Origin of the sequence: Ottowia sp. (assembly GCF_047601385.1) — a bacterium.
GTDB lineage: Bacteria > Pseudomonadota > Gammaproteobacteria > Burkholderiales > Burkholderiaceae_C > Ottowia.
Window position 1 is genome coordinate 3743715 of the sequence record NZ_JASGJP010000001.1, and the last position, 19527, is coordinate 3763241.

Here is a 19527-nt window from a genome sequence, read left to right on the forward strand (position 1 = left end):
TTGAGAGCAGGCGATCCAGGCCCGGCGCACCCTGCGCGGGAGCCTGGCCGCGTTGATTGAGGGCCGCAATCCGCGCCCGGCGCGGGATTGAAATTCGCGACTGGCATCCGCCGCCGCGCGCGCCTAAAGTGCAGTTGTCCGAGCTACTCGGGCATCCTGGTCGACAGGGGCCGGTTCGCTGTAGTCGATACAGCGGCATGGCAGCCCATCGATCCCCAAGAAGGCAATCATTTGCCTTCCCCGCAGCCGGAAACAACCAGCTTTCCGATGCGGACCCCAGGCAGATCAGGACGCTTTTGTCACGCTGCCTAGAAAGCCCGGCGGGCCGGCTGCAGGCCGAAACGCCGGGCTTTCGCGTTTCTCGCGCCATGAGCCGCTTCCGAGGGGCCGGTTGCGCGCTATTACATTTTGCTCTGGCCGGGGCGACGACAATCCAGACCGATGTCCGAGCCGCCGCCGTCTCCCGCCCTGCCCCCCGCACGCCGCGTCCGCCTGCCGCGCAACCGCTGGGTGCGGCGCGGGGTGTACGCCGTTCTCGGCCTGCTGGCGCTGTGGGCGCTGGGCTGGCTGGCGCTGCCGCCGCTCGCCAGGTGGCAGGGCGAGAAGATCGCCAGCGAGCAGCTCGGCCGCCCGGTGCGCATCGGCGCGGTGGATTTCAAGCCCTGGACGCTGGAGCTGACCCTGTCCGACCTGCGCGTGGGCGGCGCGCCCGGCGCGGCGGCGGACCTGCTGCGCGTCAAGCGCATCTACCTGGATGCCGAGCTGCAGTCGCTGGCGCGCCTGGCGCCGGTGGTGGACGCCATCCAGGTCGAGGCGCCCGAGCTGCACCTGACGCACCTGGGCGAGGGCCGCTACGACGTCGACGACATCCTGGCGCGGCTGGCGGCGCGCCCCCGGCCGGCCGAGCCGTCCGAGCCGGCGCGCTTCGCCCTGTACAACATCGAGCTGAAGGACGGCCGCATCGACTTCGACGACCGCGCCGTCGACCGCACGCACGAGGTGCGCGGCCTGCGGCTGACGCTGCCCTTCATCAGCAACCTGCCGTCGCAGCGCGAGGTCAAGGTGCTGCCGCGGCTGGCGTTCACGGCCAACGGCAGCGCCTTCGACTCCAGCGCGCAGGCGCTGCCGTTCGAGGAATCGCGCCAGACCGGCGCCGTGCTGCGCCTGGCGGCGCTGGACCTGAAGCCCTACCTGGGCTACCTGCCCGCCGGCCTGCCGGTGCGCCTGCAGGCCGCCACGGTGGACGCCGACCTGCGCCTGGGCTTCGTGCAACTGCCCCAGCCCAGCCTGCGCCTGGGCGGCACGCTGGCCGTCAGCGGCCTGAAGTCGGTCGATGCGCAGGGCGGCGAGGCGCTGGCCTTCGACGCGCTGAAACTCCAGCTGGGCGACGTGCGCCCGCTGGAGCGCCAGGTGCAACTCGCCTCGGTGGAGCTGCACGGCCCGCAGGTCGCCGTGCGGCGGCGCCCGGACGGGCAGATCAACCTGCTGCTCCAATCGCCCGCCGATGCTCCTGAATCAGGAGCTGCCAGCGCCCAATCCACGGGCGCTGGAGGCCAAAATGATGCCGAATCCGCGGCCTGGCAGGTGGCCATCGACAAACTGGCCGTGCACGGCGGCACGGTGGACTTCACCGACGAGACCACCGCCGCCGGCGACGTGCCGGCCGCCACGCTGCGCCTGAACGAGGTCGAGCTGGCCGCCGCCACGCTGGCCTGGCCGATGGCCCGGACGCTCACCTTCAGCGGCTCGGCCGCGCTGGTCGGCACCGAGGGACTGACGCCCGCCATTCCCGACGCCGCGCCGCCGCGCCGCCGCGCCGCCGGCCGGGCGCAGGCGCCCGCCGCCGCGTCCGCGTCCGCCGCGCCCGCGGCCCGCGAGCGCGTGCCCTCGATCGAGTTCCAGGGCCAGGCCGGGCCGGACGGCGCCGAGGTCAACGCCCGCGCCGCCGCCGTGCCGCTGGCGCTGGCCGCGCCCTACGCCGCGCCCTACCTGGCGCCGCGCCTGACCGGCGAGCTGGACGCCCACGTCGGCCTGCAATGGGCGCCGCCCAAGGCGCGCGACCTGCCGCCCGAGCTGAAGATCGCCGTCGAGCGCCTGACGCTCAGCCGCCTGATGCTGGCCGAGCCGCAGACCGCCGCCGCCCGGCTGGCGCGCACCGGCGGCGGCGCCGACGAGGCGCGCGCCCGCGCCGGCGGCCCGCTGGCCAGCGTGGCCCAGGTCGAACTGGAACAGGTGCTGCTGGACTGGCGCACGCGCGCCGTCAGCGTCGGCAAGCTGGCGGTGCAGGCGCCGCGCCTGGCCGTGGCGCGCGAGGCCGACCAGCGCTGGATGTTCGAGGACTGGCTGCGCCGGCCCGCCGAGGCGCCGCCGGCCGGCAAGCTCAACAAGCCGCGCGGCGGCCCGGCGGCCGACATCCCCTGGAAGGCCCTCATCGCCGAGCTGGCCGTGACCGACGGCCAGATCGGCTGGCGCGACGCCGCCGTGCCCGGCGGCCCGGTCGAGGCCGAGCTGACGCAGCTGAGCCTGGGCGCCAAGCAGCTCGCGCTGGACGCCAAGCAGCCCATGCCCGTCGTGCTGGCGGCGCGCCTGGGCACGCGCCGGGGCGAGCCGGGGCGCCTGTCCTGGCGCGGCAGCGTGGGGCTGGCGCCGCTGTCGGCGCAGGGCGCGGTGGACGCGCAGCGGCTGCCGGTGCACGCCTTCGAGCCGTACTTCGGCCAGCAGCTCAACATCGACATCCTGCGCGCCGACGCCAGCTTCAAGGGCAACGCCGCCTTCACCCAGACCGCGCAGGGCCCGCGCCTGCGCGTGACCGGCGACGCCAGCCTGGAGGAGCTGCGCACCCACAGCCGCCCCGGCACCGCCGCCGCGTCGGACGAGGCGGCGCGGCCCGCGCAGGCGGCCGCGTCCGCGCCGGGCGCCGCGCGGGTGGCGGCCGCCGCGTCCGGCCCCTCGCAGGCGCCGCTGGCGCCCACGGCCGCCGCGTCCGCACCCGCCGGCCTGGGCGAGGAACTGCTCAGCTGGAAGCTGCTGCGCCTGGCCGGCCTCGACGTGCAGGTCGAGCCCGGCAAGCCGGCGCAGGTGGACGTCAAGGACACGCTGCTGTCCGACTTCTACGCCCGCCTGCTGATCCACCCCAGCGGGCGCATCAACCTGCAGGACGTGGTCAAGTCCGCCGCTGCCGAAACGCCCGCGCCGGCCGCCGCCGCGTCCGCCCGTGCCGCCGCCGGCGGCATGCCGGCGGCGGGCGAGTTCAATGAAGCTACCAATTCAGGAGCTGCCGGCGCCCGTCCAGCAAGCGCTACAGCCCGAATTGACCAGAAATCCGACCCGATGGCCCCGGTCATCCGCTTCGGCCCGGTGCGGCTGGCGGGCGGCAAGGTGTATTTCTCCGACCGCTTCATCCGCCCCAACTACTCGGCCGACCTGAGCGAGCTGAACGGTTCGCTGGGCGCCTTCAGTTCCGTGGCGCCGGCCGGCGCGCCGCAGATGGCCGAGCTGCAACTCACCGGCCGCGCCGAGGGCACCGCGCAACTGGCGGTCACCGGCAAGCTCAACCCGCTGGCGAAACCGCTGGCGCTGGACATCGAAGGCAAGGTCACCGACCTGGAGCTGCCGCCGCTCACGCCCTATTCGGTGAAGTACGCCGGCCACGGCATCGAGCGCGGCAAGCTCAGCATGGAGGTGGCCTACAAGGTGCAGCCCGACGGCCAGCTCACCGCCAGCAACCGGCTGGTGCTCAACCAGCTCGAATTCGGCGAGCCGGTGGCCGGCGCGCCCGCCAGCCTGCCGGTCAAGCTGGCCACCGCGCTGCTGGCCGACAGCCAGGGCGTGATCGACCTCGACCTGCCCATCAGCGGCTCGCTGAACGACCCGCAGTTCTCGCTCGGGCCGATCATCTTCAAGGCCATCGTCAACCTGATCGGCAAGGCGCTCACCGCGCCGTTCTCGCTGCTGGCCAGCGCGTTCGGCGGCGGCGGCGGGCAGGACATGTCGCACGTGGCCTTCGCGCCCGGCAGCGCGCGGCTGGACGCCAAGGCGCGCGAGCAGCTCGACAAGGTGGCCAAGGCGCTGGCCGACCGGCCCCGGCTCAAGCTCACCGTGGTCGGCACCGCCAGCCTGGAGGCCGAGCGCGAAGGCTACCGGCGCGAGCGCCTGAAGGCGCTGGTGGCGGCCGAGCGGCGCGGCGACGCGGCGCCCGCGCCGACGGGCGCGGCTTCGGGCGCGGCTTCCGGCGCGGCGCCCGCCGAAGTCGCCAGCGCTCCTGAAACAGGCGCTTCCGGCGCACAGCCGGCGGGCGCCGAGGCCCCATCCGGCACCGACATCACGGCCGACGCCGACTACCCCCAGCTGCTGCGCCGCCTGTACCGCCGCGCCGACATCCCCGGCCGCCCGCGCAACGCCATCGGCCTGCTGCGCGACGTGCCCGTGGCCGAGATGGAGGCGCTGCTGATGGCGCACGTCGAGGCCGGCGAGGACGCCATGCGCCAGCTCGCCGTGCAGCGCGGCGTGGCCGTCAAGGACTACCTGGCGGCCAGGAAGCTGCCGGCCGAGCGCCTGTTCCTGGGCGCCGCGCGCACCGGCGGCGCCGCGGCGGCCCAGGCGCCCGCCAGCGCGGCCAGCGCCCCGCCAGGCGCCTGGTCGCCGCGCGCCGAACTGGCGCTGGCGGCGAAGTAGCGCAGGCGCCGGCGAATCCGGGCGAAAATACGCACTTCGGGCGCGCCAGGTCGGCGCGCCAGCCGTTTTCAGAGCCTCTCGATGTTTCCCTTCTCACGCGACTCCAAAGACCCGCAACCCGCGCAGGACGCCGCCGCCGCGCCCAGGCCCGCCGAGGCGCATCCGCTCGACGCGCTGACGGGCGGCGCCTTCTCCGCCGCCACCTCGGGCGAGCGCGCCCAGCGCGTGCGCGACTGGCTGGCCACCCAGCCCGGCGCCGAGCAGATGCAGGAGGTCTACAAGGAGCTGGCGGCCAAGGACAAGGGCGCCGCCAAGGCGCTGCGCGAGCGGCTGGAGGAACTGCGCCGCGCCAAGGGCCAGGAGGCCGTCGCCGCCGAGTGGGAGGCCAAGGCGCAGGCGCTGCTGGAGAGCGCGCGCCTGAACATCGCCGACGCCCTGGCCTGGCAGCGCGACGCCGCCAAGGCCGGCGCGCCGCTGTCGCGCGAGCCGCTGTCCGGCCTGCGCGCGCGGCTGGTGGAGCGCGTGAAGAAGGTCGAGGATTTGCAGCAGCGCGTGATGGTGCAGCGCGAGGCCGCCGCGCTGCTGGCCCAGCGCATCGAACTGCTGTCCACCAGGCCGCTGGCCGACGCCGAGGCGCAGCAGGCCGCCCTGGAGCGTGACGTGGGCCACTGGCGCGCCCAGGCCCGCCTGCTGCTGGCCGACGAGCAGTGGCTGAGCGTGGACGTGCGCTACCCGCCGCAGATCGAGGCCGCGCAGAGCCAGCTCGCCGCCGTGTGGGACGCCTTCGGTCCCGCGCTGGCGCAGGCCCTGGCCGCGCGCGCCGACGCCGCCGCGCCGCTGCCGCCCGTGCCCGTGTGGGCCGACGAACTGCGCGCCCTGCGCGGCGAGGCGCCGGCCGAGTCGCCCGCCGCCGCCGAGAAGCCTGCCAAGCCCAAGGTCGACCCCGAGCAGCGCGCCGCCGCGCAGAAGGCCGTCGAGGCCGGCTCCATGCTGCTGGAGCAGGCCGTGGCCGCCGGCCACACCAAGAACATGCACAGCGCCACCCAGGCGCTGCGCCAGTCGCTCAAGACGCACGGCCGGCTGATCGACGACGCGCTGGAGGCGCGCGTGCACGCCGCGCTCGTCTCCGCCGGCGAGCTGGAAGGCTGGCAGCGCTGGAGCGCCGACAAGGTGCGCGAGCAGCTCGTGGCCCGCGCCGAGGCGCTGCTGGTCAAGCGCAAGGCCAAGGGCGGGGCCGGCGAACCGGCGCCCGACGAGGCGGCCGAAGCTGCTGCCGAAGCTGCGCCTGTGGCCGATGCCGCACCGGCCGAGCCCGCGCCGAGTGCCACAGCCGAGCCAGCCGCCGCGCTTGCCGAAGCGCCCACACCGGAAGCCGAGGCGCCGCCCGCTGCTCCTGAAACAGAAGCTGCCGGCGCAGGCCAGGCGGGCGCTGAAGCCCAGAGAGACGCTGAAAAGCCTGCCGCCCCCGCGCTGGAGCCCGGCGTCGAGCTGGCCCCTGCCATGGGCGGCCGCAAGCTGCAGGACGCCATCCGCAAGCTGCGCGAGGAGTGGAAGGCCGTCGACCAGGGCGGCGCGCCCAACCACGCGCTGTGGAAGCGCTTCGACCGCGCGCTCAACGCCGCGCACAAGTTCGTCGACGAGTGGGTCGCCGGCGTGCGCGCCGAGGCCGCCGAGCACCGCGCCCAGCGCGAGGCGCTGATCGAGGAGGTCCGGGCCTGGGCCGCCGGCCATGCCGACGCCGGCGAGGGCGGTGACTGGAAGGCCGTCAACCGCCAGATCCACCAGTTCTCCGAGCGTTGGCGCAACGCCGGCCACCTGTCCGAAAAGCAGTTCGCCGAACTCCAGCCGCGCTGGAAGGACGCCATCCACGCCGCCGCGCTGCCGCTGGAGGCCGCGCAGAGGCAGAGCACCGCGCGCCGCCAGGCCCTGATCGCCGAGGCCGAGGCCCTGGGCGCCGCGCCGCAGCTGCGCATCGACGCCGTCAAGCAGCTCCAGCAGCGCTGGCAGGCCGAGGCGCAGGCCGTGCCGCTGGACCGCAAGCACGAGCAGAAGCTGTGGGACGCCTTCCGCAAGCCCATCGACGACGCCTTCAACCGCAAGGGCGCCGAGCGTGCCCAGCAGCAGGCGGCGATGAGCGCGCACGACAAGGCCGTGCTCGACGCCGCCAAGGCGCTGGAAGAGGCCAACGCCAGCGGCGACGTGCAGCGCATCCGCGCCGCCATGGCGCAGCTCGAAGCCGCCACGCGCGGGCAGGCCGCCGCCGCTGCGGATTCAGAGCAAAAACAGGCGCCAGCGCCCGCCAGTCAAGCGCCGGCAGCTCCTGAAAACGAAGCAGGCGAGCCCGTCGCGTCCGCCGAAGGCGAGGCTGCTCCAGCCCCCGCGCCCAAGCCCGCCAAGCCGCTGATCGCCATGCGCGGCGACGACCGCCCCGGCGCCAGGAAGGCCGAGCCGGCGGCGCGCGGCGGCAAGTTCGGCGACCGGCGCGACGGCCGCCCTGGCGCGCCACGCTCCGGCCCCGGCGGCGATCGCGGCGGCGATCGCGGCGGCCGCTTCGGCGACCGGCGTGAAGGCGGCCGTTTCGAAGGCCGCCCGCCGCGCGAGGACCGTGGCCCGCGCCTGGGCGACGCCGCCTTCCGTGCCCAGCGCGACGCCGTCGAGCACGCCCAGGCCCAGCTGCGCAAGCTGGCCGCGCAGGCGCACGGCGAGGCGCTGACGCAGCTGCTCGGCGCCTGGCAGCAGCGCCAGCCCGAGCAGGTGCCCAGCGTGCAGGAGCTGGGGCGCGGCGTCACCCCCGCCGTGCGCACCGCGTGGTCGCAGGCCATCGGCGGCGGCGGCGCGGCCGACCAGGCGGCCGAATCGCTGCTGCGGCTGGAGATGGCCGCCGAGGTGCCCACCCCCGCCGAACACCTCGACGCCCGCCGCGCGCTGCAACTGCGACTGCTCACCCGCCGCAACGACCCGGCCCCCGCTCAGACCTGGGGCCAGGACGCCGCCGCCGTGCTCGCTTCGGGCTACGACGAGGCCAGCGCCCGTCGCCTGCAAGGCGCGCTGAAGGCGCTGCTGCGCAAGTGATGCTGCGGTTCTGATAGCTGCTGACGCTTGATGGACGGGCGCTGGCGGCTGATTCGATGCTGAACCCATGAGCATGCGCAAAGGCAGTTGCCTGTGCGGCGCCGTCGCCTTCGAACTGGCGTCCGAGCCGCGCGCCGCCACGCACTGCCACTGCCGCATGTGCCAGAAGCAGCATGGCGCCGCCTTCGCCACCTACGCCAGCGTGCCGCGCGCCGATTTGCGCTACACGGCGGGCGAGCACTTGCTGGCGGCATACGCATCGTCGCCCGGCGTGGTGCGGCGCTTCTGCGGCGTCTGCGGCGCCAACATCGAGTGGCGCGGCAGCGCGCGGTACCCCGATTGGGTGTCGATCGCCGTCGCCGCGCTGGATACGCCCTTCAGCCCCGCGCGCACCCGGCACGCGCACCTGGACGCGCGCGCCGGCTGGTGGTGAGGGCGCGCCCTACACCTCCGCCCACAGCCGCAGCAGGTTGTGGTAGTGGTTGGTCAGCGCCAGCGCTTCGTCGGTCTCGCCGTGCAGCGCGCGCAGCTTCTGGATGGTCTGGTCCAGCTCGAACAGCATGGCGCGCTGCGCGTCGTCGCGCACCATGCTCTGGCTCCAGAAGAACGAGGCCACGCGCTCGCCGCGCGTGACCGGCTCCACGCGGTGCAGGCTGGTGGCGGGGTAGACGATCAGGTCGCCCGCGGGCAGCTTGACCTCGTGCGTGCCGTAGGTGTCCACCACCACCAGTTCGCCGCCGTCGTAGTCGTCGGGCTCGCACAGGAACAGCGTGCTGGAGACGTCGGTGCGCAGCCAGGGCAGGGCGCCGGGCACGCGGCGCACGGCGCCGTCCACGTGCAGGCCGTAGGTCTCGCCCGCCGCGTAGCGGTTGAACAGCGGCGGCGCGGTGCGCGCGGGCAGGGCGGCCGTGAAGAAGGTCGGGTTGGCGGCCAGCGCCTGCAGGATGAGCTGGCCCTGCGCCTGGGCGACGGGCGAGCCGTCGGGCAGCTGCCGGTTGTGCTTGACCCGCGCGCCCTGGCTGCCGGCGCTGGCGCGGCCATCGATCCATTCGGCGGCGTCGATGGCGGCGCGCATCGCGCGCACCTGCTCGCGGGTGAGGACCTGGGGAATGTGGATCAGCATGGCGGGGAAAAGAAAAAAGGCCCGGGCAGAGGCGCCCGGGCCGCAAAGATACCTTGGAAAGGGATCAGAACTTGAAGTTGGCCGTCACCAGGAAAGAGCGCGGCGCACCCAGCACGAAGCGGTTGCCGGCGTTGTTGACCCGCGCCAGGTAGAACTTGTTCGTCAGGTTGTAGACGTTGAGCTGCAGCGAGACGCTGCGGTTGATCTCGTAGCCCACCATGGCGTCGAACACGGTGTAGGCCGGCACCTTGGGGAAGAACGAGGTGGACGTGAGCGCGACGTTGCTGGTCGAGCGCGCCTGCGTGTCCACGTGGCGCACGCCGCCGCCGAAGGTCAGGCCCATGGGCAGCTTGTAGGTGGTCCACAGCGTGGCCGCGACCTTGGGCGAGTAGCGCACGGCGGCGCCGGTGCTGGTGGCCGAGCCTTCCAGGATCTTGGCGTTGGTGTAGGCGATGCCGCCGATCACCGCCCAGGCGGGCGTGATCTGGCCGGCGGCGGTCAGCTCCACGCCCTGCACGCGCGTCTTGCCGAACTGCACCACCTCGCCGGTGACCGAGTCGGCCACGGCCAGCTCGTTCTTGTTGGTGGTGCGGAAGGCGGCGGCGGTGACCAGCAGCTTGCGGTTCAGCAGCTCCCACTTGGTGCCGATCTCGAAGGTGGTGGCCTTCTGCGGGTCGAGGTTGGGGTTGTTGACGTTGGTGGCGGTGGCCGACAGGGCGAAGTCGCTGCCCGGCGGCTTGGACGAGGTGGCCACGGCGGCGTAGATGCTGCCGTTCTCGGCCGGCTTGTAGACCACGCCCAGCTTGCCGGTGAGCAGGTTGCCCGAGGCGCTGAGCGCCGTATCGGCCACGGCCGGCGTGGCGGGCGCGGCGACGCTGAGGTAGTCGGTCTTGTAGTGCTCGAAGCGCAGGCCGGCGTTCAGCGACCACTGCTTGTTGAACTCGATGTTGTCGAACGCGTACAGCGCGGCGGTGGTCAGCTTGCCGTGGGTCGAGGCGCCGGTGGCGACGACGGGCACCAGCGCGCGGCTCGGATCGGGCGTGTACAGGTTGTTGAAAGCCTGGTAGGCGGTGCCCACCAGCGTGCCGTTGGTGGCGTCGATTTGCGAGGTCCGGGCGTCGGTGTCCTGCTCCTCGCGCGCCAGTTCCAGGCCGGCGCTGATGGCGTGCTTGAGGCCGCCGGTGTCCAGCTTGGCCGTGACGTTGGTGTGGTTGGTCAGCACCTTGTTGGTTTGCAGCTTGCCCTGCGGCAGCAGGCGCACCAGCCAGCCGGCCGGGTTGCTCAGGTCGGGCGTGATCAGGCTGCTGCTGAACACGCCGGTGAGCACCAGATCCTGCCGCGAGCGCCCCCAGCGGGTGACGTTGCTGAGCTTCAGGTCGGAGGAGAAGTCGTGCTCGAAGCGGGCGGTCAGCATGTCGGCCTTGACCTTGTCGTGGTCGGACAGCCAGCCGTAGTAGTTGCTGGTGTCCACGCGCGGGCCGTTGCCGCCGATCGACTCCAGCTGCGACAGGTAGTAGCCGTCCAGCCCGATGGTGGGCAGGCCGCCGTCCGGGCGGTTGTTCTGCTGCACGTGCAGGTAGGAGAAGGTCAGGCGGGTGGGCGTGCCCAGGCCGAAGGCCACCGACGGCGCGATGCCCCAGCGGTCGTTCGTCACGTGGTCGCGGCCCGGCACGCCGCTGTCCTGGACCATCAGGTTCAGGCGCACGGCGCCGGTGTCGCTGAACTTGCGGTTGATGTCGGCCGTGGCGCGCTTCTGGCTGGCCGTGCCGAAGCTCAGGCTGGCGGCGCCGAAGTTGTCGGCCTGGGGCGCCTTGCTGGACAGGTTGATGTAGCCGGTGGGCGAGCCGCGGCCGATGTCGGCGCCGGCCGGGCCCTTGACGACCTCGACCTGCTCCAGGTTGAAGACGTCGCGGGTGATGGTGCCGACGTCGCGCACGCCGTCCACGAAGATGCTGCCCGAGGTGTCATAGCCGCGCATGTAGACCGCGTCGCCGGTGGCGGTGTTGCCGTTCTCGCCCATCTGGAAGGTGATGCCGGGGCTGTTGCGCAGCGCGTCGGTCAGGGTGGTGGAGCCCTGGTCCTGCAGCACCTCCTTGCGGATCACGGTGATGGTCTGCGGCGTGTCCACCAGCGGCGCGGTGAACTTGGGCGAGGAGAGCTTCTCGGGCTCGTAGCCGGCATCGGGCGTGGCCTGCACCTTGACCTCGGGCAGCGTGGCGGCGGCGGTCTGTGCCTGGGCGGGCGCGCCGAGCGCCACCAGGGCGAGGGCGGCCACGCTGGTGGCGGTGCGCGGAGCGATGGAGGGTGCAGCGTGTTTGCGGCTGCGGACGAAGGGCGACGAAGAGGCCATGCGAGTCCCGTTGGCAAGGTTGCGGTGCTGGCTGGCCCGGCGCGCGTCAACCGGCGCTGGGCCGGCTGCGGCGGGGTTGGCTGTGGGGCGGGATCGTGCGGAATACCCGGACGAACACCTAGAATTCGGTAGAAATCTTACGAATGATAATGTATTTCATTATCGATATGTAAGAAGGTTGACCGAAATCAAGCGGCCTGGCCGATGGGGCGTTGGGCCTGCGCAACGCGCAGGTCCACAGGCTCCGGTGAGTTTTATTGCTACTATAAATATAGCTGCCAGCGCTTGTCACATAAGCGCTGGAGCCCGATTTGGCGCTGAATTGGCTGGCGCGGGACGCGGGCGTGGCCATGCCGCCCGCGCGCCGGATGCGCCGCCTCAGGCCCGCAGCGCCCGCCGCAATTCGGCCGCGCACAGCGCCACCGCCGTGTGCGCCTCGTCCAGCACCCGCCCCATGGTGATGAAGCCGTGGATCTGGCGGCCGAAGCACACGTGGCTGACGCGGTTGCCGGCGGCGCTGAGGGCGCGGGCGTAGTCCAGGCCCTCGTCCACCAGCGGGTCGTAGCCGGCGGTGAGCACCAGCGCCGGCGGCAGCCTGGCGTGGCTGGCGGCCAGCAGCGGCGAGGCGCGCCAGTCGCTGTACTGGCCCGGGTCGGGCAGGTAGTGGCCGACGAAGTAGTCCATGGTCTCGCGCGTCAGCACGTAGCCCTCGCCATTGGTCTGGTGCGAGGGGTGGCCGCGCCGCATGTCCACGCCGGGGTAGATGAGCAGCTGGTACGCGATGGGCAGGGGCCCGAGCCCGTCGGCGTCGTCGCGCGCGGCCAGCGCCACCGCCGCCGCCAGGTTGCCGCCGGCGCTGTCGCCGCCCACGGCCAGGCGCGCCGGGTCCACGCGCAGCTCGGCGGCGTGCGCGGCCACCCAGCGCGTGGCGGCCAGGGCGTCGTCGTAGGCGGCGGGAAAGCGGTGCTCCGGCGCCAGCCGGTAGTCCACCGCCACCACGGCGCAGCCGCTGGCGTTGGCCAGCTCGCGGCACAGGGTGTCGTGCGTGTCCAGGTCGCCGATGACCCAGCCGCCGCCGTGGCAGTACACCAGCACCGGCAGCACGGCGCCGGGCGCGGCGCCCAGCGGCCGGTAGGCGCGCAGCGGGATGTCGCCGCCGGGGCCGGGCGCGGCGAGGTCGCGCACCTCGGCCACCTCGGGCGCGTCGGGCTGGGTGAAGGCGCGGCGCTCGCGGTACATGGCGCGCGCCTCGGGCGGCGCCAGCGTGTGCGTGGGCGGTACGCCGCGCTCGATCATCAGGTCGATCAGGAAGCGGGCTTGGGGATGCAGCATGGGGAGTGGTCTCGGCAGGGCGGTGGGATCAGGCCGTGGGTCAGGTGCCTGGGCGAAGGATGCTCTTATCGACGGCGCCGATCTGCGTGCGGCCGCAGAAGGCCATGGTGAGGTCCAGCTCGCGGTGGATGATCTCCAGTGCCTTGCTGACGCCCGCTTCGCCGGCCGCGCCCAGGCCGTAGAGGAAGGCGCGGCCGATGTAGGTGCCGCGCGCGCCCAGCGCCCAGGCTTTCAGCACGTCCTGGCCGCTGCGGATGCCGCCGTCCATGTGCACCTCGATGCGGCTGCCGACGGCATCGACGATGGCGGGCAGCGCGGCGATGGCCGAGGGCGCGCCGTCGAGCTGGCGGCCGCCGTGGTTGCTGACGATGAGCGCGTCGGCGCCGCTGTCCACCGCCAGGCGCGCGTCCTCCGGCTCCATGATGCCCTTGACGATGACCTTGCCGCCCCAGCGCCGCTTGATCCATTCCACGTCGCCCCAGTTCAGGCGCGGGTCGAACTGGTCGGCCGTCCACGCGCCCAGGTTGCTCATGTCGGTGACGCCCTTGACGTGGCCGTGGATGTTGCCGAACTGGCGCCGCGGCGTGCCCAGCATGCCCAGGCACCAGCGTGGCTTGGTGGCGAGGTTGATCAGGTTGGCGAGGGTCGGCTTCGGGGGTGTCGAGAGGCCGTTCTTGATGTCCTTGTGGCGCTGGCCGAGGATCTGCAAGTCCAGCGTGATCACCAGCGCGCCGCAGCCGGCGGCCTTGGCGCGGTCGATCAGGCGCTCGATGAAGTCGCGGTCGCGCATCACGTAGAGCTGGAACCAGAAGCCCGGGCCGGCGTGCTGGGCCACGTCCTCGATGGAGCAGATGCTCATGGTCGAGAGCGTGAAGGGCACGCCGAACTTGCGGGCCGCGCGCGCCGCCAGGATCTCGCCGTCGGCGTGCTGCATGCCCGTCAGGCCCGTGGGCGCCAGCGCCACCGGCATGCTGACCGGCTGGCCGATCATGCTGGCGGCGGTGCTGCGGCCCTCCATGTTGATCGCCACGCGCTGGCGCAGCAGGATGTTCTGGAAATCGGCCTCGTTGGCGCGATAGGTGCCCTCGGTCCAGCTGCCCGAGTCGGCGTAGTCGTAGAACATGCGCGGCACGCGGCGCCGGGCCAGCACGCGCAGGTCTTCGATGCAGGTGATCTTGCTCAGGTCGGTCATCAAGGGTTTCTCGCGTGCAGGCGATGGTATTCGCTTTCGCCCGTCGGTCGGTCAGCCGGTGCGCGGGCACAATGCCCGCCGTGACCGCCGGCCCTTCCCCTGTCTATTCCTCCGCCGCCGAGTTCAGGACCGTGGCCAGCCACGCCGGCGCGGTGTTCGTCGGGCAGCTCGCCATCATGGGTTTCGCCGTGGTGGACACCATCGTCGCGGGCCGCCATTCCGAGCTTTCGCTGGCGGCGCTGGCCATCGGCTCGTCGGTGTTCGTCACGGTCTACGTCTCGCTCACCGGCCTGGTGACGGCGCTGCTGCCGGTCTGGGCCGAGCTGCACGGCGCGCGGCGCCTGGCGGAGATCGGCCCGTCGGTGCGGCAGTCGCTCTACGTGTGCGCGGCGGCCAGCGTGCTGGGCATGGCGGTGCTGCTGAATCCCGGCCCCATCCTGCGCTGGACCGAGGTGCCGGACGACCTTCAGCCCGTGGCCCGCGCCTACCTGGCCGTGGCGGGCTGGAGCCTGCCGGCGGCGCTGCTGTTCCGCGCCTTCAGCACGCTCAGCCAGGCGCTGGGCAGGCCGCAGCTGGTGAGCTGGCTGCAGGTGGTCGCGCTGGGCGTGAAGCTGCCGCTGTCGGTCTGGTTCACCTTCGGCGGCGCCGGCCTGCCGGCGCTGGGCGTGGTGGGCTGCGCCTGGGCGACCTTCGCGGTCAACTTCCTGCTCTGCGTGCTGGCCGCGTGGCTGACGCGCACCCAGCCCGCCTACGCGCCGCTGGCGCTGTGGCGGCGCCTGGAGCGCCCGCACGGCGCCACGCAGGCGGCCTTCGCGCGGCTGGGCGTGCCGGCGGCGCTGACCATTGGCGTGGAGATCACCTCCTTCACGCTGATGGCGCTGTTCATCGCCCGGCTGGGCGCCACGGCGACGGCGGCGCACCAGATCGCCGCCAACGTGACGGCGCTGATGTACATGGCGCCCCTGTCGCTGGCGGTGGCCGCGAGCGCCCGCGTGGGCTGGTGGCGCGGCGCCGGCGAAGAGGGCCGCGCCCGCGCCGTGGCCTTGCAGTCATTATGGGCCGCAGCGCTCATGGGGCTTGCGCTGGCAGCTATCGTTTTCATGGCAAGGGGCTGGATCCCCGCCATCTACACCGGGCATGCCGCCGTGGCCGCGCTGGCCGCCGGCCTGCTGGCCTGGGTGGCGCTGCTGCACGTGTCGGACGCGGTGCAGACGGTGGCCATCTTCCTGCTGCGCTGCTGGCGCGTCACGCTGGCGCCGCTGGTGGTGTATTGCGTGCTGCTGTGGGGCGTGGGCCTGGCCGGCGGCTACCTGCTGGCCTACCGGGGCCTGGGGCCGGTCGCGGCGCAGCAGTCGCCGGCCGCGTTCTGGCAGGCGGCGGCGGGGGCGCTGCTGCTGGTGGCGGCGCTGATGGCTTGCATGCTGCGCTGGGTCAGCCGCCGGGCGGCGGCGCAGGCACCGGGCGAGGTCAGCGCCGCGTCACTTCCCGCAGCGTGACGAACTCTTCCGCGCTGGTCGGGTGGATGCCGAGGGTGGCGTCGAACTGGGCCTTGGTGGCGCCGCACTTCAGCGCCACGGCGAAGCCCTGCACCACCTCGCCGGCGTCGGCGCCGACCATGTGCAGGCCCACCACGCGGTCGCTGGCGTCGTCGACGATCAGCTTGACCAGCGTGCGCTCGGCGCGGCCCGACAGCGTGTGCTTCAGCGGCTTGAAGTCGCCGCGGTAGACGCGGATGGCGCCAAACTTCTCGCGCGCCGCCTGCTCGGTCAGGCCCACGGTGCCGATGGGCGGGTGGGTGAACACGGCGGTGGGGATGTGGGCATAGTCCATGCGGCGCGCGGGGCGGCCCGGCGCGGGGCCGAGCAGGTGGTCCACCAGCGCCATCGCCTCGGCCAGCGCCACCGGCGTCAGCTCCATGCGGCCGACCACGTCGCCCAGCGCGTAGACGCCGGGGGCGCTGGTGGCGAAGTGCTCGTCCACCTCGATGGCGCCGCTGGCCTGCTGGCGCACGTCCAGCGCATCCAGCCCCAGGCCGGCGACGTTGGGCTGGCGGCCGGTGGCGTAGAGCACCACGTCGGCGTCCAGTGTGGCGCCGTCCTGAAGGGTGACGCGGCGAGTGCCGCCCGGCAGGGCGTCGATGCGCGCCACGTCGCTGCGCAGGCGCAGCTGCACGCCGGCCTTGCGCATCTCCTCGGCGGTGAAGGCGCGCACCTCGTCGTCGAAGCCGCGCAGCACCTGCTCGCCGCGGTAGATCAGCGTTACCTCGGCGCCCAGGCCGTGGAAGATGCTGGCCATCTCGCAGCCGATGTAGCCGCCGCCGACCACCACCAGGCGGCGGGGGAAGACGGGCAGGTCGAACATGTCGTCGGAGGTGACGGCCAGTTCGTGGCCTGGCACCGGCGGCACGAAGGGCCGGCCGCCGGTGGCGATGAGGATCGCGCGGGCGGTGTGCCGGTGCGTGGCGCCATCTTCACCTGCCACTTCCACCGTGTGCCCGCCGGCCAGGCGTGCGTGGCCGCGCAGCACCCGCACCTGGGCGCCGGTCATCAGGCCCTCGTAGATGCCGTTCAGGCGGGCGATCTCCTGGGCGCGGTTGGCCTTCAGCGCCGCCCAGTCCAGCACCGGCGGCTGGGCGATGCGCCAGCCGAAGCCGGCCGCGTCGGCGAAGTCCTCGGCGAAGCCGGCCGCGTAGCTGTAGAGCTTCTTGGGGATGCAGCCCACGTTGACGCAGGTGCCGCCCATGCGCCCGTGCTCGGCCAGGGCCACGCGCGCGCCGCGCTGCGCCGCCATGCGTGCCGCCCGCACGCCGCCGGAGCCGCCGCCGATGACGAGGAGGTCGAAGTCGTGGTGGGGCATGGGAGTGTGTGGCTGGCAGTTGGCGGAATGCGGCCAAGTGTAGGCGCGCGCCATGCGCGGATAATGGCCGCGTCCGCTTCCTGGAGCACCGCGATGGCACGCGCATTGGCAAAGCCCTTCCTCACCGCCGCCGACTATCTGGAATGGGAGCAGTCCCAGGCCGAACGCCACGAATACATCGATGGCGAAGTGTTCGCCATGGCTGGTGCAGAGGACGGGCACGTGACCGTGGCGGTCAATCTCACTGCCGCCTTGCATCGCCATCTGCGCGGCAGTCCGTGCAAGACCTACATGAGCGATATGCGCCTTCATGTGGCGGCTTCCAATGCGTATTTCTACCCCGACGTGATGGTCACCTGCGACAGCGGCGACCATGCCAGCCGCCTGTCCAAGTCGGCCCCGGTGCTGGTGGCCGAGGTGTTGTCGCCGAGCACGGCGCATTACGACACGGGCGTCAAGTTCGCCCACTACCGCCAGCTCGCCAGCCTGCGCGAATACGTGCTCATCGACATCGACCGGCGCAGCGCCGACGTGTACCGCAAGGGCACCGACGGCCTGTGGGTGCTGCACCCGTTCAGCGACGGCCAGGCCGTCGAGTTGGCGAGCGTCGAGTTGACGCTGCCCGCCGCAGAACTGTTCGCCGACCTGGAGGACGGCGGCGCGGCCGCGCCGTGACGCCGCCGCCGTTCAGCGCGGCGCGGCGCCCGGCTTGACCGCCGCGCCGCGCACCTCGATGCGCCGCTCGTCCTGCACGCGGCCCTGCGCGTCGCGCAGCTGCACGACGTGGCGGCCGGGCCAGGGCAGCCACTGGGCGCGCACGCCGCGCCCGATCTCGCGCGCGCCGATCCACCAGCGCAGCGTGCCGGCCGGGGCGCCGCCGGCCTCGGCCAGCAGGGTCAGGCGCTGGCGCGCGGGCGGGATGTCGGGGTCGAGCGCCAGGAGGGTGCCGTCCTGCGGCGCGGTGATGCGCGGGGGCACCTGGTCTTGCGAGTCTTTTAGGCCGCTAGCGCTTGCGGGGCGTACGCTGGCAGCTCCTGTATCAATAGCAAAAAGCGCCTGCGCCGTGCCCGGCAGGAACCACTCTTCGCGCGCCGCTTCCAGGCCGCCTGCGAAGCGCACGCCCGCGCGCACCAGCCCGGCGGGCGGCTGCGGCGCGCGCGACGGCGTGTGCGCGTGCAGGTGGCGCATCAGCGCGGCCCACACGGGCGCGGCGCCGCTGGTGCCGCTGACGTCCCGCATCGCCTCGCCGCCGGCGTTGCCGACCCACACGCCGACGGTGTAGCGCTGCGACCAGCCGACCGCCCAGTTGTCGCGCATGTCCTTGCTGGTGCCGGTCTTCACGGCCGTCCAGAAGCGCGTGGCCAGGATCGAGTCGGTGCCGAAGGTGCGGGCGCGGGCGTTGGGGTCGGCGAGGATGTCGCCGACGATGAAGGCGGCGCCGGCATCGAGCGCCTGCGTGCACGGCGCCGCGGCGCCCGGCTGCAAGCGCACGGGGCAGGCGCGCCCGTTGTTCGCCAGCGCCCGGTAGGCGTTGGTGAGTTGCAGCAGCGTGACCTCGGCGCTGCCCAGCGCCAGGCTGTGGCCGTAGTAGCCGCCGCCTTCCTTCGGCGCGATGCCGAGCTGCTCCAGCTGGCGCGCGAAGGCGTCGGGCGAGACCATCACCAGCGTGCGCACCGCCGGCACGTTGAGCGAGGCGGCCAGCGCGGTGCGCGCCGACACCCAGCCCTTGAATCGGCGGTCGTAGTTCTGCGGGATGTACAGGCCGCTGGCGGTTTGCAGGTGGGCGGGCGAGTCGTCGAGCAGCGAGGCGGCGGTCAGCCGCCGCTCGGCGATGGCCTGCGCGTACAGCAGGGGCTTGAGCGTGCTGCCCGGCTGGCGCGGCGCGGTGACGCCGTCCACCTCGGCGGCGCGGCTCATCTCGCCGCTGGAGCCGACCCAGGCCAGCACCTCGCCGCTGGCGTTGTCCAGCACGATCACGGCGCCGTCCTCCACGTGGCGGCCGCGCAGCTCGCGCAACTGCTGTTGCAGCGTGCGCAGGGCCAGGCGCTGCAGGCCGGCGTCGAGCGTGCTGCGCAGCGGCTGGCCGGCATCCGCTTCGCCGCGCTGGGCCAGCAGGCGGCGCGCCAGGTGCGGGGCGATGCCCTCGCTGGGCGGCCAGGCGCGGCGCGACAGGGTCAGCTCGGTCTGCATGTCGAGCGCGGTGCAGTCGGCCTGGCCAGCGCCGCGCGCTTCGCGCATGGCGTTCAGCACGCCGCAGGCGCGCTGCGCCACGGCGGCGGGCCGGGCGTTGGGCGCGCGCACCAGGGCGGCGGCGATGGCCGCCTCGGTGTCCTGCAGGCCGTGCGGCGCCTTGGCGAACAGGGTGCGCGAGAGCGCGTCGATGCCCACCAGCTCGCCGCGGAAGGGCACGAGGTTGAGGTACGCCTCCAGGATCTGGTCCTTGCGCCAGCCGGCTTCGAGCCGCGTGGCCATCACCGCCTGGCCGATCTTCTGGCGCAGGCTGCGGCCGCCCGTGCCCAGCCGCAGGTCGTCGTCCAGCAGGCCGGCGAGCTGCATGGTGAGGGTGGAGGCGCCGCGCGTGCGCGTGGCCCACAGGTTGGCCCAGGCGGCGGCGGAGACGGCGCGCCAGTCCACGCCGCTGTGCTCGTGGAAGCGCTTGTCCTCCGACAGCACCAGCGCCTGCCGCAGCGCGGGCGAGATGCCGGCCAGCGGCACCCAGTCGCCGCGCCGCGCGCTGGCGTCGGTGCGCAGGCGGTGGAGGGGCTCGCCGTGGCGATCCTGCAGCAGGGTTTCGGACGGGCGGTGGTCCTGCCGTACCTCGGTAAAGTTCGGCACGCCGGCCCGCGCGCCGCCGGCCGCCGCCAGCAGGGCGGCAAGCGCCAGGGTGCGTGCAGGCCGGGGGATCATGGCCGCCGATTGTGCAGCGCG

At 73.4% G+C, this 19527-nt stretch carries 11 protein-coding genes; 5 read left to right on the top strand and 6 right to left on the bottom strand.

What is annotated here, in order from left to right; all coding sequences use genetic code 11:
* Positions 1 to 441: 441 nt before the first annotated feature.
* From QM772_RS18185 to QM772_RS18195, 3 genes are all read left to right on the top strand, one after another.
* A complete protein-coding gene (locus QM772_RS18185) occupies positions 442 to 4674 on the top strand; it encodes a DUF748 domain-containing protein (RefSeq protein WP_415138995.1) in 4233 nt (1410 codons plus the stop codon).
* Between the two features lie 81 nt (positions 4675 to 4755).
* On the top strand, positions 4756 to 7746 hold the full coding sequence (locus tag QM772_RS18190; RefSeq protein WP_415138997.1) for a DUF349 domain-containing protein: 2991 nt from the start codon (positions 4756 to 4758) through the stop codon (positions 7744 to 7746).
* Between the two features lie 67 nt (positions 7747 to 7813).
* Positions 7814 to 8179 carry a GFA family protein gene (locus tag QM772_RS18195; protein WP_415138999.1) on the top strand — a complete coding sequence of 122 codons (366 nt, stop codon included), beginning with the start codon at positions 7814 to 7816 and terminating at the stop codon, positions 8177 to 8179.
* 9 nt (positions 8180 to 8188) lie between these two features.
* Here the strand turns inward: QM772_RS18195 and QM772_RS18200 are convergent, their stop codons facing one another.
* From QM772_RS18200 to QM772_RS18215, 4 genes are all read right to left on the bottom strand, one after another.
* Complete coding sequence (locus tag QM772_RS18200) at positions 8189 to 8869, bottom strand: Fe2+-dependent dioxygenase (RefSeq protein ID WP_415139001.1); 681 nt, start codon at positions 8867 to 8869, stop codon at positions 8189 to 8191.
* A 64-nt stretch (positions 8870 to 8933) separates the two neighbouring features.
* Complete coding sequence (locus QM772_RS18205) at positions 8934 to 11219, bottom strand: catecholate siderophore receptor Fiu (protein ID WP_415139003.1); 2286 nt, start codon at positions 11217 to 11219, stop codon at positions 8934 to 8936.
* Positions 11220 to 11597: 378 nt separating this feature from the next.
* Entirely contained in the window at positions 11598 to 12551 is a 954-nt protein-coding gene (locus tag QM772_RS18210; RefSeq protein WP_415139005.1) for an alpha/beta hydrolase, read from the bottom strand.
* Positions 12552 to 12591: 40 nt separating this feature from the next.
* Positions 12592 to 13743 carry an L-lactate dehydrogenase gene (locus tag QM772_RS18215; RefSeq protein ID WP_415139644.1) on the bottom strand — a complete coding sequence of 384 codons (1152 nt, stop codon included), beginning with the start codon at positions 13741 to 13743 and terminating at the stop codon, positions 12592 to 12594.
* 80 nt (positions 13744 to 13823) lie between these two features.
* Here QM772_RS18215 and QM772_RS18220 point away from each other — a divergent pair, with 80 nt between their 5' ends.
* A complete protein-coding gene (locus QM772_RS18220; protein WP_415139007.1) occupies positions 13824 to 15239 on the top strand; it encodes an MATE family efflux transporter in 1416 nt (471 codons plus the stop codon).
* On the opposite strand, the gene gorA is transcribed toward QM772_RS18220, so the two are convergent.
* On the bottom strand, positions 15211 to 16599 hold the full coding sequence (gorA, locus tag QM772_RS18225) for a glutathione-disulfide reductase (RefSeq protein WP_415139009.1): 1389 nt from the start codon (positions 16597 to 16599) through the stop codon (positions 15211 to 15213). The genes QM772_RS18220 and gorA overlap by 29 nt on opposite strands.
* A gap of 93 nt (positions 16600 to 16692) precedes the next feature.
* Between gorA and QM772_RS18230 the strand changes: the two genes are divergently transcribed.
* Positions 16693 to 17274 (top strand): Uma2 family endonuclease, encoded by a 582-nt coding sequence (locus tag QM772_RS18230; RefSeq protein ID WP_415139011.1) that lies wholly within the window; start codon positions 16693 to 16695, stop codon positions 17272 to 17274.
* 12 nt (positions 17275 to 17286) lie between these two features.
* Here QM772_RS18230 and pbpC read toward each other — a convergent pair whose 3' ends face one another.
* Positions 17287 to 19506, bottom strand: a complete 2220-nt coding sequence (gene pbpC, locus QM772_RS18235; protein ID WP_415139013.1) for a penicillin-binding protein 1C — start codon at positions 19504 to 19506, stop codon at positions 17287 to 17289.
* Positions 19507 to 19527: the final 21 nt, after the last annotated feature.

Bases quoted from the DNA above. Each gene is read 5' to 3' on its own strand.
- QM772_RS18190 (WP_415138997.1), top strand. From the start codon at position 4,756: ATGTTTCCCTTCTCACGCGACTCCAAAGACCCGCAACCCGCGCAGGAC.
- QM772_RS18195 (WP_415138999.1), top strand. From the start codon at position 7,814: ATGAGCATGCGCAAAGGCAGTTGCCTGTGCGGCGCCGTCGCCTTCGAA.
- QM772_RS18230 (WP_415139011.1), top strand. From the start codon at position 16,693: ATGGCACGCGCATTGGCAAAGCCCTTCCTCACCGCCGCCGACTATCTG.
- pbpC (WP_415139013.1), bottom strand. From the start codon at position 19,506: ATGATCCCCCGGCCTGCACGCACCCTGGCGCTTGCCGCCCTGCTGGCG.
- gorA (WP_415139009.1), bottom strand. From the start codon at position 16,599: ATGCCCCACCACGACTTCGACCTCCTCGTCATCGGCGGCGGCTCCGGC.
- QM772_RS18215 (WP_415139644.1), bottom strand. From the start codon at position 13,743: ATGACCGACCTGAGCAAGATCACCTGCATCGAAGACCTGCGCGTGCTG.
- QM772_RS18210 (WP_415139005.1), bottom strand. From the start codon at position 12,551: ATGCTGCATCCCCAAGCCCGCTTCCTGATCGACCTGATGATCGAGCGC.
- QM772_RS18205 (WP_415139003.1), bottom strand. From the start codon at position 11,219: ATGGCCTCTTCGTCGCCCTTCGTCCGCAGCCGCAAACACGCTGCACCC.
- QM772_RS18200 (WP_415139001.1), bottom strand. From the start codon at position 8,869: ATGCTGATCCACATTCCCCAGGTCCTCACCCGCGAGCAGGTGCGCGCG.
- QM772_RS18185 (WP_415138995.1), top strand. From the start codon at position 442: ATGTCCGAGCCGCCGCCGTCTCCCGCCCTGCCCCCCGCACGCCGCGTC.